This window comes from Perlabentimonas gracilis (genome assembly GCF_011174675.1).
Classification (GTDB): Bacteria; Bacteroidota; Bacteroidia; order Bacteroidales; family Tenuifilaceae; genus Perlabentimonas; species Perlabentimonas gracilis.
Window position 1 is genome coordinate 48,582 of the sequence record NZ_JAANIG010000006.1, and the last position, 14,603, is coordinate 63,184.

The 14,603-nt window shown below is 44.5% G+C and carries 9 protein-coding genes and 1 tRNA gene; 5 read left to right on the plus strand and 5 right to left on the minus strand.

The window, feature by feature from the left end; translation table 11 throughout:
* Positions 1–126: 126 nt before the first annotated feature.
* Positions 127–816 (plus strand): energy transducer TonB, encoded by a 690-nt coding sequence (locus G8O23_RS04290; protein WP_166362125.1) that lies wholly within the window; start codon positions 127–129, stop codon positions 814–816.
* 70 nt (positions 817–886) lie between these two features.
* Positions 887–2,080, plus strand: a complete 1,194-nt coding sequence (hflX, locus tag G8O23_RS04295) for a GTPase HflX (protein ID WP_166362127.1) — start codon at positions 887–889, stop codon at positions 2,078–2,080.
* 8 nt (positions 2,081–2,088) lie between these two features.
* On the opposite strand, the gene G8O23_RS04300 is transcribed toward hflX, so the two are convergent.
* A complete protein-coding gene (locus G8O23_RS04300; protein WP_166362129.1) occupies positions 2,089–3,084 on the minus strand; it encodes an aspartate-semialdehyde dehydrogenase in 996 nt (331 codons plus the stop codon).
* Positions 3,085–3,141: 57 nt separating this feature from the next.
* Between G8O23_RS04300 and G8O23_RS04305 the strand changes: the two genes are divergently transcribed.
* Positions 3,142–8,868, plus strand: a complete 5,727-nt coding sequence (locus tag G8O23_RS04305) for a lamin tail domain-containing protein (RefSeq protein WP_166362131.1) — start codon at positions 3,142–3,144, stop codon at positions 8,866–8,868.
* Between the two features lie 86 nt (positions 8,869–8,954).
* Here G8O23_RS04305 and G8O23_RS04310 read toward each other — a convergent pair whose 3' ends face one another.
* From G8O23_RS04310 to G8O23_RS04325, 4 genes are all read right to left on the minus strand, one after another.
* A complete protein-coding gene (locus G8O23_RS04310) occupies positions 8,955–9,764 on the minus strand; it encodes a purine-nucleoside phosphorylase (protein WP_166362133.1) in 810 nt (269 codons plus the stop codon).
* Positions 9,709–10,803: a tetraacyldisaccharide 4'-kinase gene (lpxK, locus tag G8O23_RS04315; protein WP_166362135.1), complete on the minus strand. Its 1,095-nt coding sequence runs from the start codon at positions 10,801–10,803 to the stop codon at positions 9,709–9,711. Before lpxK ends, G8O23_RS04310 begins: the two co-directional genes overlap by 56 nt.
* Positions 10,804–10,884: 81 nt before the next feature.
* A complete protein-coding gene (locus G8O23_RS04320) occupies positions 10,885–12,543 on the minus strand; it encodes a hypothetical protein (RefSeq protein WP_166362161.1) in 1,659 nt (552 codons plus the stop codon).
* A gap of 3 nt (positions 12,544–12,546) precedes the next feature.
* Positions 12,547–13,485 carry an ABC transporter ATP-binding protein gene (locus tag G8O23_RS04325; protein ID WP_235942247.1) on the minus strand — a complete coding sequence of 313 codons (939 nt, stop codon included), beginning with the start codon at positions 13,483–13,485 and terminating at the stop codon, positions 12,547–12,549.
* A gap of 161 nt (positions 13,486–13,646) precedes the next feature.
* On the opposite strand from G8O23_RS04325, the gene G8O23_RS04330 reads away from it, so the two are divergent.
* Positions 13,647–13,731: transfer RNA gene (locus tag G8O23_RS04330), tRNA-Leu, on the plus strand.
* A gap of 83 nt (positions 13,732–13,814) precedes the next feature.
* Positions 13,815–14,600, plus strand: coding sequence for a zinc-dependent peptidase (locus tag G8O23_RS04335; protein WP_166362163.1), 786 nt, complete (start codon positions 13,815–13,817; stop codon positions 14,598–14,600).
* The last annotated feature ends 3 nt before the right edge of the window (positions 14,601–14,603 follow it).

The window sequence follows — 14,603 nt, forward strand, 5'->3', positions numbered from 1 at the left end:
TTTTTAGGCATTTAACTCGTTAAAATGTTTGAATTGTAATGATTTTTTCGTTGCTTTGCATTCTTGTAATAGGTTTGTATTCTATTTGAATAGTTAAAAATTTTATACCGCTCAAAAATTACCAGTATGGAACTGAAAAAAAATCCAAAAGTCGATCTCCAGAAGAAGAAAACAATCTTTCTAGAGATTGGTTTAGTGCTTTCGTTGCTGTTTATTCTTGCCGCTTTCGAGTGGACTTCTACAGGAGGCATTAACACTGATCTTGCTCAAATGCAGGATATAGTAGTGGAAGAGGAGATGATACCTATCACGCAGCAGGAAGAGATTAAGCCACCACCACCACCACCACAACCCCAGCAGGTTATCGAGTTAATTAACATTGTTGAGGATGATGTTGATCTGGATGATGATGTTGACCTGTTTGATATGGAATTTAATGAGGATGTAGCCGTGCAGATCATCAACTTTGTTGATGACGAGGATGAGTTTGAAGAGGAAGAGATTTTCGTTATTGTTGAGGATATGCCAAGTTTCCAAGGTGGTGACATTAATAAGTTCCGTGAGTATATTAACAGAAATCTTAAATATCCTGAGATTGCTGCCGAGAACGGTATCCAGGGTAGGGTTATCCTTTCGTTTGTTGTTGAGCCAGCAGGAAATGTAAGTAATGTTAGAATTCTTCGTGGAGTTGACCCAGCGCTAGATAGAGAAGCCATTAGAGTTGTGGAGTCTAGCCCTAAATGGAAGCCAGGTATGCAAAGAGGTAAGCCTGTAAGGGTATCGTTCAACATCCCAATTATTTTCGTTCTACAGTAGATTTGTTACGATAAAATATTGAATAAAGAAACCCTGATTGCGATCAGGGTTTTTTGTATGGTGGTACATTATGATAGAACCAATTTCGACCGTTAAGCATCAGGAAACCGCCGTTTTGGTGGGTGTTCAGGTTAAGGGGCAGCCCGAGAACCTGGTGGATGACTATTTAAATGAGCTCGATTTTCTGGCAGAAACTGCTGGGGCTACAGTGATTAAGCGGTTTGTGCAGAAGCTAACTACACCCAACTCTCGTACCTTTATTGGTACAGGTAAGGTGAATGAAATTAAGCAGTTTGTTGAGGAGCGCGAGATCGATCTCGTTATTTTCGACGATGAGCTGTCGGCTTCACAGCTTAGGAACCTAGAGCGTGAGTTCAATAAACGCATTCTCGATAGGACCAATCTAATCCTCGATATATTTGCCCAGAGGGCAAAAACTGCCTACGCCAAAACCCAGGTGGAGTTGGCTCAATACCAGTACCTGTTGCCAAGGCTTACCCGTATGTGGACTCACCTTGAGCGTCAGCGAGGTGGAATTGGCCTTAGAGGCCCCGGTGAAACGGAGATAGAAACCGACCGTAGGATTATTCGCGACAGAATATCCAAGTTGAAAAAGGAGTTAGAGGGAATTGATAAGCAGATGTCGACACAGCGAAAGAGTCGTGGCGCCTTGGTGCGAGTTGCCCTGGTGGGGTACACCAATGTGGGCAAATCGACCATAATGAATATGCTTAGCAAGTCTGAGGTGTTTGCCGAGAATAAACTCTTTGCCACGCTCGATACCACTGTGCGTAAGGTTGTTGTCGATAATTTGCCCTTTTTGCTTTCCGATACCGTTGGGTTTATCCGCAAGTTACCGCATCAGCTAGTCGAGTCTTTTAAGTCGACCCTCGATGAGGTGCGTGAGGCCGATATGCTTGTGCATGTGGTTGATATCTCCCATCCCAACTTTGAGGAGCAGCTCGATGTGGTAACCGGAACCCTTCATGAGCTAAAGGCAGATGATAAACCCACGCTGTTGGTGTTCAATAAGATTGATGCTTACGAATGGATCGAGAAAAGTGAGTTTGACGCCATGCCTGTATCTAAAGAGAATTTTAGCCTTGAAGATTTAAAGCGAACATGGATGGCCAAAAGCAATTCGCCCTGCGTGTTTATTTCGGCAAAGCACAAAACCAATGTCGAGGAGCTTAGGGTGCTGCTTTACAATCTGGCCAAAGATATCCATGGGGCACGATACCCCAAGGATAACTTTTTATACTAGGCTACGGTTTACTTACCAATTAATCCTTTTTTGTGGAGCAAGTCAACAATCTGTACGGCGTTGGTGGCTGCGCCCTTACGCAGGTTGTCGGCTACAATCCAAAGGTTTAAGCCATTCTCCAGCGAGTGGTCGCGCCTAATGCGCCCAACAAATACTTCGTTCCTATTCTTAGCGCTAATGGGCATGGGGTACTCGTTAGCCTCAGGGTTATCGAGCACAACAACCCCAGGGGTATTCTGCAGTACTTCTTTTACCACCTGCGTTTTAAAGTGCAGCCCAAACTCAATATTTACCGATTCGGAGTGCCCGCCCACTACTGGGACTCTTACTGCGGTGGCGGTAAGGCGTATATTTTTGTCGTTCAGAATTTTTTGAGTCTCATTCACCAATTTCATCTCCTCCTTGGTATAGCCATTCTCGGTGAAAACATCGCAATGGGGGAGGCAGTTCATATCAATAGGGTGAGGGTAAACCATGGGGCCCTTTATACCCTTTCGCTCATTCTCGAGCTGGGTAACAGCCTTTTGTCCAGTACCAGTTATGGCCTGGTATGTTGATACAACCACCCGCTTAATGTTAAGTCGCTGATGTAGTGGCGCCAGCACCATAACCAGCTGTATAGTGCTGCAGTTTGGGTTGGCAATTATCTTGTCGTTGGCTGTAAGGGTATCGCCATTAATCTCGGGTACAATAAGCTTTTTGTCCGGATCCATTCGCCACGCGCTGGAGTTATCAACCACATAGCAGCCTACCTTGGCATATTCGGGTGCCCATTGTTTCGATATCTCACCGCCAGCGGAGAAGATGGCCACATCGGGTTTTGCCTCAACACCTTGCTGCAGGCTAACAATTTTGTATTCAACTCCTTTGAATACAATGGATTTTCCCACAGATCGCTCCGAAGCAACGGGGATAATCTCACTAATCTTAACATTTAGTTCATTAAGAACTTCAAGCATTTGGGTACCTACCAAACCGGTACACCCTACTACTGCAATTCGCATTGTTTTACTTTTTTTTATTACTTTGCAAAAGTAATATTTTCAACTAATTCACAGGCTATGAGACAAACTGTTTGCTTATTTTTAATGATTATGATTTCGGTGTTTGCAATTGGGCAAACAGTAAGCTACGATTTTGAGAGCGGAAACCTTGATGGCTGGACTCAGTTTCCAGAAGGAAGGTGGCGTGCAACTACACAAAATGTAATTGATGGTAATTTCTCTTTACAACACTATTTCCCAGAAGCTTCTGAGCCAGGAGATGATAGAATATCTAAAGCATTGCCCGACTGGAGTGGATCGGAAGGTACCATTGTTTGGCGCTTTAAAATAAGTTATAAAAGGGATGTTACTTCTGCTAATCGTTGGGCATTTTATCTTTATGCCAATCACGATGCATCCGAATTCAATTACTCCGAATCAAGCACCTTAAATGGGTATATTCTTGGGGTTAATGTTGAGCCTTCCACCTCAGATAAGATTTTAAAATTATATAAAGTTATCGATGGTAATATTAGCGTACTTTTAAATACAGGCATTGACTGGGCAGAAGAAGTGGGGACGGGATCTACTTCTCTTGCAGCAATTGAGATTGTTCGAAGTGGAGCAGGGTTATTCACAATTAGGTTGTCATCTAACGGTGAATTCTCCAACCTGGTTACTCTAGGAAGTGTACTAGATGATGAGCATAGTTTTGGTGGGCATTTTGGAACTTATGTAAAATATTCTGCTACTCAATTTGACAAACTTTATCTTGACAACATCTCTATCTCCTACACCCCTCAAAACACCAACGATCACGATGCACAAGTCCTTGGCCCTACCACTCAGATTGTTGGTGGGGAAATCAGCTCGCTTGCCACGTCGCCCGAGCAGGCAGTTGATGTGCTTAACTTTGATGTTAATGATCAAGGAACGGCCGATGGGCTCCCTACATATATAACCAAGCTAAGGTTCGCCAAGGTCGACTCGCCCACTGCGGCCAGCTGGCCACAGGCTATTGGTGGAGTTAAGCTGCGTGGATCAAACGGAGAGATTCCAATTCAAGCCACCTACATTCTCGATAATGCCATTGAGCTAGAGATTGAAAAGGGCGATATGGTGATTGGCGATAATAGCACCGAGGAGTTTACCCTATCGCTATACCTTAGTTCCAACGATGTTGAAGATGGTAAAGAGATTAGGCTTAGGGTAGATAATGTCAACCATGGTTGGGAGTCGCACCATGAAGGGTCGGCATTTACCGATGTTTTCCCTGAAGCGGTAACCTCAAACGCGTTCGCCATTGTGGTAATACCAACGCATCTTAGCATTGCCAGCTACACCCAACCATTGGTGGTGAATGTTCCTTTTAGCGTTACAGCCCATGCTGCCGATATCAACGGAAATCTTGCAAAATCGTTCAATGGTGCCGATGTTGTGTTAAGCGTTTTGCAGGGTGAGGGAACTCTAACTCCAGCCGAAAGTCTTACTTCCACAGCTATTGATGGGGTAATAACGTGGAATGATATATCGTACTCAAAGAAAGATATTCTTAGGTTAAAGGTTTCAGCAAACGACCTTGAGGATGGCGTGTCCGAAGCCATTGACGTAAGCAATGAGAGCACTTCAGTAGCACATTTACCCGCAGATCAGGTTGCGGGCGGATCCATATCATCAACCATTAGCACTATTGGCAAAGCGGTTGAGGTATTCCGTTTCGGCGTGTCCGATCTTGGTGCGTTTGACGGAGCCCCAACACGTGTGCAGCAGATTAATATTACCCGCCCTTCGGGTGCAAACATGGCTTCGTTTAGCGGAAGCATTGCGGGTGTTGTGCTTAAGGCAAACGGTAAGGTGATCCCAATTGGTAATCCAAGGATTCTAACCGCATCAATAACCATTCCCTTTGCCGAGAATGCCCTTGTGGTTCCCGATGGCGAAACCCTTGAGGTGTCGATATACATCTACCTTCGCACCGGGAGTACCGTTGTAGATGGGAACGTTCTGCAGTTTATGATTGGCAAAACGAGCCATGATTTTGTTGCCTACGAGTCGGGCTCAACATTTGCCCCAGAGTTTGATGAAGATGTGGTTTCCTCGCCATTTACCATCGATGTTAAGGCCACTCAGCTAGCCTTTAGAAACGTTCCTCAGGCCGTTGGGCTGAATGAGCCATTTGCTGTTGAGGTTGCTGCTGTTGATGATGGCGGTAGCCTCGATGCCAATGCCACGGGCAATGTTACCCTTGCAAAGAATAGTGGCGACGGCTGGTTGCAAATTCCAAGCGTAACCGTTAGCATGGCCAATGGGGTTGCTAAGTGGGATGGTTTAAAATACTCCTATACAACTCCCGAGCCTTTTAACCTTATTGCCAAGTCGGCAACTTTTAATGATGTTTTGTCGCCCCTTATTTACTGTGCCGACCGCACAACTAGGCTAACCCAACCCGAAACACCTCTGGAAGGAGGCACCATCAGCTCTTTGGTCGTGTCCAAGGACGATGCCGTTGAGGTGTTGCGGTTTGGAATTACCGATATGGGGACTACCGATAATCTTCCAACGCGTGTTGCCAAAATGGTTTTCCGATCGCAAGAGGGTGATACCGATATGAGCCTAAACCGTGCCATTGGTGGTGTTGTGCTTTACGCTGATGGAAAAGAGATTGTGCCTTTGAGTACTACCATCGAGTCAAGCGCCATTACGCTTTCGTTTTTAAGCGATGGGCTTGTAATTCCCGATGGCGAATCGGTTGAACTGTCCCTTAAGGCATTTCTAAAATCAGGTGGCCAGGTCGATGGATCAACCCTTTCGCTGTACATCCCTGCATCGGGTCATGGGTGGGAGTCGGTGGTTACTAGTTCAGGTTTTCCCTCTACTTTCGATATGGGACTGTATGGCCCACCAATACAAATTAAGGTTCAAGGCACTTCGCTTGTGTTCTACAAACAGCCCTTTATAGCTGCCGAAGGCCAATTGTTTAACCTATCTGTTGCTATTGCTGACGCCCATGGAAGTATTGATATGAATGCAACGGGAGTTGCTTCTATTGTTGTAGATTATGGCCCTGGAGATATTGATGTGGAGTCCGAATCGGTTACGTTTGTTGATGGTATAGCGCAGTGGGCAAATGTTACACTTAATGCAGTGGGTCGATATCGGTTAAAGGTAACGAGTGATCAGGAGGGTATTTCACAAGGTGTTTCGCAGCCCATATGGAATGGTGCAGCCCTTGTTAGCCATATCGATGAGGATTTCGAAACCCTGCCATTATCGTTTGAACTAAGCCCCGAGTGGAGCGTTTCAACCATATCGCCAATCGAAGGGAAGTCATCGCTTAAGCACGGATTAACTGGTGTTGATGGTAATAGTACCCTATCGATACCCCTAGGTATCGACAATATGGGCGATGGCCCGCTGGAGTGGTCGTTCGTGATGCGCAATGGCGACTGGGATCCTTCAACTAGCAACACCTTTTGGTTTGTCCTTTCGTCCGATAACCAATCCATTAGGCAGGGGTCGTACAATGGCTATGCAGTTGGGGTTAACCTAACTGGCGACGACGATTTGCTAACTCTCTGGAGGGTGACTCAGGGAAAAACTGCGCAGGTTGTTGTAAAGGCCGATTTCGATTGGGATGAGGCTGAAACGGTTTACGTAAAGGTTACACGTACCCCCGATGGTGAATGGAGCCTTTGGTATCAGCCCGAGTTTAACCAGTCATCGCTCAGGCTTGCAGGTAAGGCAGTTGATGCAACCCACACCGCTGCTCAATACTGTGGCCCAGCATTTATATACACCGCCTCAAGAGCTGGCGAGTTTTGGCTCGATAACCTAGTGGTTAGTACCGCTACCTATCCTCCAACCATACAGCAAGCACGTATGCTTTCGCTTACCTCAGTTGATGTGGTCTTCTCAAGTGCTGTAGATGCTACCGATGCTGAATTAACTACAAATTATTCTATTACCGACGAGCAAGGCGCAAGGTACAATGTGCTTGGCGCATTTTTAAATCTCGACAGGCCCAATCGGGTTACCCTCCGTACCGAGCAATTACCGCTAGAGGAGCTTGACTTAAAGATCGCAGGAGTGAAATCGGCGTTGGGAACAACGACAGTAAACGATAGCACGATAATTGGCCTTGGGGCTGCTGGCACTTTTGGCAATGTAATTATTAACGAGATTATGGCACGTCCGAGTGCTGATGGCGGATTGCCCAATGTTGAGTATGTGGAGCTATACAACCGTACCGATAAATCGATATCGTTAAATGGTTGGAAATTTAGAGGTAACGATAGCTACGCTAACATCCCCAATGCCACAATAGAGCCCAATGGGTACATTATTCTGGCACGCACAAGTGGTGCTCCGCTTATGGCCGAGTACGGACAGTCAGTTGGAGTAACATCATTCCCTACTTTACTTGTGGGTGGAATGTTTGTGGGAATTTACGATAATAAAAACCATCTTATTTCATGGGTTGAGTACTCCGACACATGGTACAAGGACGATGTGAAAAAGGCTGGTGGTTTCTCGCTCGAGCGAATTGATCCCAACAACTTGGTAGAAGGGCAGGCAAACTGGATGGCATCATCCGACCCATCGGGAGGTACACCGGGTAGGGCAAACTCTGTTGTTGCCAGTAACCCCGATGTTGTCAATCCAAGAGTGGTAGAGGTGCAGGTAATTAGTACAACCGTGTTTGAGGTTGGCTTCTCTGAGCCCATGGATAGCCTCTCCATAACCCTTGCCAACAAGTACTCTATTGATAGGGGCATTGGCTCGCCGCTTTGGGCAACAACTTCGGGGCCCAAGTACAACAGGGTAAGGTTGACGTTTGAGACACCCATCGCTCCAAGAGAGATTTATAACCTCTGTTTCGATGGCTCCATTATCGATTTCTCTGGTAATGGGATTGAAACCTCCTGCGTGCAAATTGCATTGCCCGAAGAGCCAGCTGCTAACGATATCGTTATAAACGAGGTTCTCTTTAACCCTTACGCTGGTGGGGTCGATTTTGTGGAGATTTACAACCGATCCGAGAAGACTTTCGACTTGAGCAAGCTGTGGATTGCAAACCGTAACAGAACCACCCTGGCGCTTAACGAGTTCTATCGTGCTTCGGCAACATCGAGGCTACTGCTACCCAACAGCTACGCTGTGCTCACCGAGAACATTGAGCAGGTAGAGCAGTTCTACTATATCGAGAATCCCGATGCTATGGTGCATACCCCTAGACTTCCGGCCTATCCTAACGATAATGGTTACGTGCTGCTGCTATCCGACGTGGGCGACGAGGTGGATGAGTTTGCCTACAACGAGAAGATGCATAACACGCTGCTGGCCGATGTTAAGGGTGTTTCGCTGGAGCGTATAAACCCCAACATGCCAACTAACGATCAGTCGAGTTGGCAGTCGGCTGCCCAAACCGCAGGTTTTGCCACCCCAACCGCCAAAAACTCGCAGTTTACCGATCCTACACAGGTGAACGATGAGTTTGAGCTCTCGCTCAAGGTGTTCTCGCCCGATGGCGATGGCTTTGAGGATTATGTTATGATCAATTACGAGCTGCCGGAGAACGGTTACATTGTCAATATTGTGGTGTTCGACTCGCGGGGTAGAAGGGTTAAACGATTGGCAGCAAATATGACTCTGGGCACATCGGGTAGCATAAAGTGGGATGGCACAAACGATGGTGGCGGTAGGGTTACTGTTGGCGCCTACGTTATATTTATCGAGGCATTCGACCTAAGAGGTAATATTAAGCGGTACAAGAAGACAGTGGTGGTGGCAACCCGTTTTAGGTAAGCCATCGTAAACCGAGCAATATAGCAAGGGAGCCAAGCAATCTGCTTGGCTCCCTTCGTTTATGATGAGTGAGTGTGTTTGTATTTCTACAAATTCTGCAGCATCTCCTCCATAATCAGCGTCATTTTCCTTTCAGCTTCTTTACCTACTTTCTGAACTTCCTCATGGGTAATCTCCACAATTTTACCCGGAACACCCAGGTCGGTGATAATGGAGATGGCAAAAACGGGCAGCCCCATTTGGCGAGCAACAATAACCTCGGGAACGGTTGACATACCCACGGTGTCGCCACCAATAATGCGGAAATACTGGTATTCCTTTGGCGTTTCGAAGGTTGGGCCAGTGGTGCCCACGTAGCAACCTATTTGAGTGTTAATGCCATTCTTCTTAGCAATATCCTGTGCCAAGGCAATAAGCTTGTAATCGTAAGGTTGGCTCATGTCGGGGAAACGGGGGCCAAACTCCTTATCGTTAGGGCCAATAAGCGGGTTGGGTAGCAGGTTGATATGGTCGTTGATAATCATCAGGTCGCCAATCTCAAAGTCGGGGTTTACCCCACCGCTGGCGTTGGAAACAAAAAGATTCTTAACGCCTAGGTACTTCATAACCCTAACAGGGAAGGTTACCTCCTTCATGTCGTATCCTTCGTAGAAGTGGAAGCGACCCTGCATGGCAACCACCTTCTTTCCACCTAAATCGCCAAATATTAATCGGCCATGGTGCCCCTCAACGGTTGAAACAGGGAAGTTGGGTATATCGCCATAGTCAAGAACTTCTTGATTTTTAATGTCCTTAGTTAGCCCTCCTAGCCCAGTGCCCAGTATAATTCCAACCTCAGGCTCAACGGTTACCTTGCTGCGAATGTAAGCCGTTGTTTCTTTTACTTTCTCTAGCATATTCGTGAATTTTACAGTTAAATTCTTCCTCATTACCGTTTAAAAAACTTACCCTTATCGGGATAAAGTAAAACACCCTTTTCACTTCGGCGGGAAGGTTGTTTAACTCCTTAATACGTGCCGCATCCTTCTCGGTGGTGATTACAATTGTGGGCCTGTTTTTTAAAACGGAAATTCTTTCAAAGATAGCTCTAATTTTTTTTTCGGTAAAATGATAGTGATCTGGTAGCTGAATGGTGCGATCAACCGCATATAAATCTTTTAAATATCCGAAAAAGGGTTTTGGGTTGGCTATCCCTGCCAAAGCAATTACGTTGGGCTGGCTTTTGGGGTTGATTGCCGTATTCGCATCGCTAAAAACTGGCTCTATACTGCCATAGGTGTAGGTTGTGAAATAAACTTGCTGGTTGCTTTGGAGCTTAAGTTTGCCTATAATTTTTTGCTGATCCACATCCGAAAGGTCGCTAGGACACTTGGTAACAATCACTACGTTTGCCCTTTTACGCTGTGCGAAGCTGTCGCGTAGAGTACCTGTTGGCAGAAAAAAATCTTTGTAAATCAAATTGTTGTAATCGGTAAGTAGAATAGCAAGCCCAGGCTTAACGTAACGATGCTGAAATGCATCGTCGAGCAATATTACATCTGTGCTTGGTTTTTGCTGCAGTAGCGTTTTAATGCCACGTACCCTTTGCTCGTCAACCGCTACGGTAATTCCGGGGAATTTGGTTTGCATTTGCATTGGCTCATCGCCAATATCCGATGCGGTGCTACTGCTGCTGGCTAGTAAAAACCCTTTGGTTCTGCGCTTGTACCCACGGCTAAGCGTTGCCACATTAAAATCATCTTTTAAAAGATTTATGAGATGCTCGGTGTGGGGTGTTTTGCCCGTACCACCAACCGTTAGGTTGCCAATGCAAACTACTGCCCTGCTAAATGAGGTGGATTTTTTTATGCCAATATCAAAAAGAAAGTTTCTGACGTATACGGCTGCCCCATATAGTAGGGCTATGGGGAACAGTATGATGCGAATAATTTGCATTGATTACTTGTCTATAATGGCAAAGATATTATCAAATCTACACTTTTTCTGGTGAATATTGTTGACTTGTGCACTGTTTACCTAGTGAGAGTTGGCAAGGTCTAATGCCTTCCATGTGAAAAACTTCTTGAAAATAACAGTTTGCACTAAGTAGATAGAAAACCCATAAACCAAGATTAGTATCAATGGGAAGTACTTAAACTCTTGCGCCCCATAGTAATGAATAAACCCTAGCGCAATAGTCGATGCCATCACCAGAATAAAGATTACAAAGGTTGAGGCAGAGGAATTTGATTTTTTATCGCTACTAAAGGGGTGCTTTTTGGGGCTAACTAAAAATGCAGTGCAGATAGTTAGATAGATTACCATAAAGGCAACGGCAATATCAACTATTACTTTTGTGCCCCAAATAGCAATAACACCAAGGTTTATAGCGATGTAGAAAGGGGTAAGGAAGCGCACAAAAACCGATTTCATTGCTCCCGAAAAGAAGTGGTGTGGCGACTCAATGGGCAAACTCCTGAGCAGCCATCCTACGCCCTTGTTGTTGCCTATGCTCATTGCCGAGGAGAATGATGCCGAAACAAAGCAGAATGAGTATAGGATAATAAAGTATTTACTTGTTTCTGCAAGCGACGTTAACCCTTCAAAATCTTTAAAGAACGGAAATACCATGAAAAACAGAATGTACCCAAAAGTTGGTAGTATTGTTTGCAGAAAAAGTCGTTCGCGGCCAATAAGCCTCCAGGTCATAACAAACGATGAGCGTTCTTGCTCGTTAAACGAAAATATTTTTGATAAAAAGTTGGCTAGGGTGCGCGATTTTGTTTGTGACGTCGATTTATCGCTCTGCTCTAGTTCTGAGAGCTTTTTGTTGAATATTGGGGTGAGGTATTTTCCTGTAGTAAATAGCCCAAGCGGGGGAAGGGCAATCGCAACCAGTGAGAGTATGACTAGATTAGCGCTAAAGTTTAGGCTCGAAAACATTTCGGTTAAGCCTGCAAAGTATGTAGAGGGAATAATGTAAGTGTACCACTTTGTTGCAATGGTGATGTTCGAAAAATCTATCGTATCAAGCATATTGAGGCTAAGCTGATATATTGCCATGAACAGAATGGCCATAAACACCTGAAAATACATCAACAAATTTTTGAGCTTATCGCCCTTGGCAAATCTCATGATGCCTAGGTACATTAAGTTCGATAGGAAAAGGGTGAATATCACATTTAAAATTAATGCAAAAACAAACGCTGCCATCGACCCAATACCGTATTGAATAGCAATTTGTACACTTACAGGCAGCAATAAGCTTAATGCTGAAAACATTAGGTGTATAAAAATATGAGCATTGCGAGCAAGGCTCAGCGTGGTGCTGCTGATAGGTAGAGGTTGGAGTATGGTGTTGTCCGATGTGTTGAGAAGTATGGTGCTGAATTCCGATATAATTAGCATTGAAATTGTTAGCATGAGCATAGAGTGCCCAACGAAGAATAAGGTAAACGAGTCTTGTAGCTTTGTGGTTATTATCAGTATAATTAACCCAATGATAAGCATCATAAGAAACTGCCACACCAGGGAGCTGCTATTCTCTTTAGAACTGTTTCCGTTAAAACTACTAGGCCTGCGGTTATCTAAAGTTAGCTTTAGTTTAAGTATTTTAATGAACTGGGTGTAGTTAGCCCCCATCCTTTTTATTATAGACTTGAAGGGCACAAAAAGGGATAGTATAAGTTTTATCATGGCCTACTTATTTAGCATGCTAAATAGTTCTTCCGCTTTTTCGGAGTAGTTTGAGTTTCCGGTAAGCCTAGTAAATAGGTTCTCTAACGATAAATCGTTGGAGAGGCTTTTGAGCTTATCGAAGGAGCCATCGGCAACAACCTTCCCTTGATCCAGCAGTACAATACGGTTCGATATTCGTTCCACCACATCCATTATGTGAGAGCTGTAAAATATGGTTTTGCCCTCGCGGGCAAGGTGAACAAGCATCTCTTTTATCATGATAACCGAGTTGGCATCGAGGCCCGTAAGCGGTTCGTCCATAAAAATTAGCTGGGGGTTGTGCAGCAGTGCAGAGCCAATTAGCACTTTTTGTCGCATTCCTTTGGAGAAGGTTGCAATTCTATCGTGCATATTTTTATGTATCTCAAAAAGCTTAAGTATCGATTCCGCTTTTTCTCTTGTTTCATCTGCTGGTAGTCCCCTCATATCGCCAATAAATTCAATAAATTCCATTGGCGTAAGCATATCGTAAAGCGATGCATTTTCGGGTATGTAGCCTATTCGTTGCTTAACCTCAAGCGGGTTTTTTCTGATATCGAATCCTAAAACTGATACATCGCCCTGAAAATTGGTTAGCAAGCCACAGAATATTTTAATAGTTGTTGATTTGCCAGCACCATTGGGACCAATATATCCTATTATTTGTCCCTTTTCAATTTCTAAATCAATGCCCTTTAGAACTTCGGTTTCGTTGTAACTTTTTATAAGGTTTTTTGCTTGCAGGATTTGATTGCCCATATTGCTGAGTGATTTGTTTGGTGTAGTTATGTTTAGTATGCTGGTGCTTTTATAAGAAAAAGAAGAGGTAAAAGTATAAAAGTTTTGCCATAAAAACGATCGTGTTTTGCTCAGAATGGAGAATGGGTTGAAGCTTATTTTTCCGTTGATATAGAATGACATATCGGTGACACTTTTTCTCTTTTGCTTTAGGCATAATAGGGTGCAAGTTGGCTTTGTATGGTTTGAGTTGGCATTTGTAAATAAAGTTGGATTATGGGTAAAATATTTTTAGCAAAAAATTTGTTGATAATAAAAAAGGTTGTACATTTGCAACCGCAATTGCGGATATGGCGTAATTGGTAGCCGCGCTAGACTTAGGATCTAGTGCCGAAAGGCGTGGGGGTTCGAGTCCCTCTATCCGCACCAAACCCAGCTTAACGGCTGGGTTTTTTGTTATATGTAAAATTCATACATTTGAATTTTTAGTTTACAGTAACCCCCTAAGCCCAATGTCCTTTACCGATCCCTTTTACCTGTTGGCAATTGCCTTTGTGGCAGGTATTAACTTCTTGTTCGTGAGGAGTATTTGGAGGCTTGTTTACTTTCCAAAAGGTGAAGCTAGGGCAATGGATAGGTTTTACCGACAGCATTCACTATACTACAATAAGCTCGATGATAGGCTAAAGAAAAGATTTTTGCAGCGAGCCTACTCGTTTACCAAAAGTTTGAAGATTATTGGCCGAATGGGGGTTGAGGTAACCCAACCAATCAAGCTAATGGTGGTGGCGGCCATGGTGCAGATAACGTTTGGCTACAAGCGCTACTTCCTTAAGAACTTCCGCACTGTTTTTGTTTATCCCGACTCATTTCGAAATCCACATACAGGAAATATGCACGACGGCGAGGTTCATCCCCGAGGGCTAATCAGCTTCTCTCTGAAAAAACTTTTGAAAGGGTTTGAGGATCCCTACGATGCCATTAATCTTGGCCTGCATGAAATGGCGCACGCGCTTATGCATAGTATTTTAACTTCAAGCGGACCCCAGGGGAGTTTGAATGCTACGTTGGACGATATCTTAACCATTGCTAGGTTAGAGATGGAAAAGATTAATGCAGGCGAACCACATGTTTTCAGATCCTATGCAGGTGCCAATGCCAGCGAGTTTTTTGCCGTGGCGGTTGAGCATTTCTTCGAGAATCCAAAGGGATTGAAAAGCGAATTGCCTACTCTATATTCAAAATTGTGCGATTTGCTAAAGCAGGATCCTGCTTTAAATCTGTTTTTAGTGCAATAAAAT

What these genes read in the sequence shown, in the direction of transcription:
- G8O23_RS04290 (WP_166362125.1), top strand. Translation starts at nt 127, where the DNA reads ATGGAACTGAAAAAAAATCCAAAAGTCGATCTCCAGAAGAAGAAAACA.
- hflX (WP_166362127.1), top strand. Translation starts at nt 887, where the DNA reads ATGATAGAACCAATTTCGACCGTTAAGCATCAGGAAACCGCCGTTTTG.
- G8O23_RS04300 (WP_166362129.1), bottom strand. Translation starts at nt 3,084, where the DNA reads ATGCGAATTGCAGTAGTAGGGTGTACCGGTTTGGTAGGTACCCAAATG.
- G8O23_RS04305 (WP_166362131.1), top strand. Translation starts at nt 3,142, where the DNA reads ATGAGACAAACTGTTTGCTTATTTTTAATGATTATGATTTCGGTGTTT.
- G8O23_RS04310 (WP_166362133.1), bottom strand. Translation starts at nt 9,764, where the DNA reads ATGCTAGAGAAAGTAAAAGAAACAACGGCTTACATTCGCAGCAAGGTA.
- lpxK (WP_166362135.1), bottom strand. Translation starts at nt 10,803, where the DNA reads ATGCAAATTATTCGCATCATACTGTTCCCCATAGCCCTACTATATGGG.
- G8O23_RS04320 (WP_166362161.1), bottom strand. Translation starts at nt 12,543, where the DNA reads ATGATAAAACTTATACTATCCCTTTTTGTGCCCTTCAAGTCTATAATA.
- G8O23_RS04325 (WP_235942247.1), bottom strand. Translation starts at nt 13,485, where the DNA reads ATGTCATTCTATATCAACGGAAAAATAAGCTTCAACCCATTCTCCATT.
- G8O23_RS04335 (WP_166362163.1), top strand. Translation starts at nt 13,815, where the DNA reads ATGTCCTTTACCGATCCCTTTTACCTGTTGGCAATTGCCTTTGTGGCA.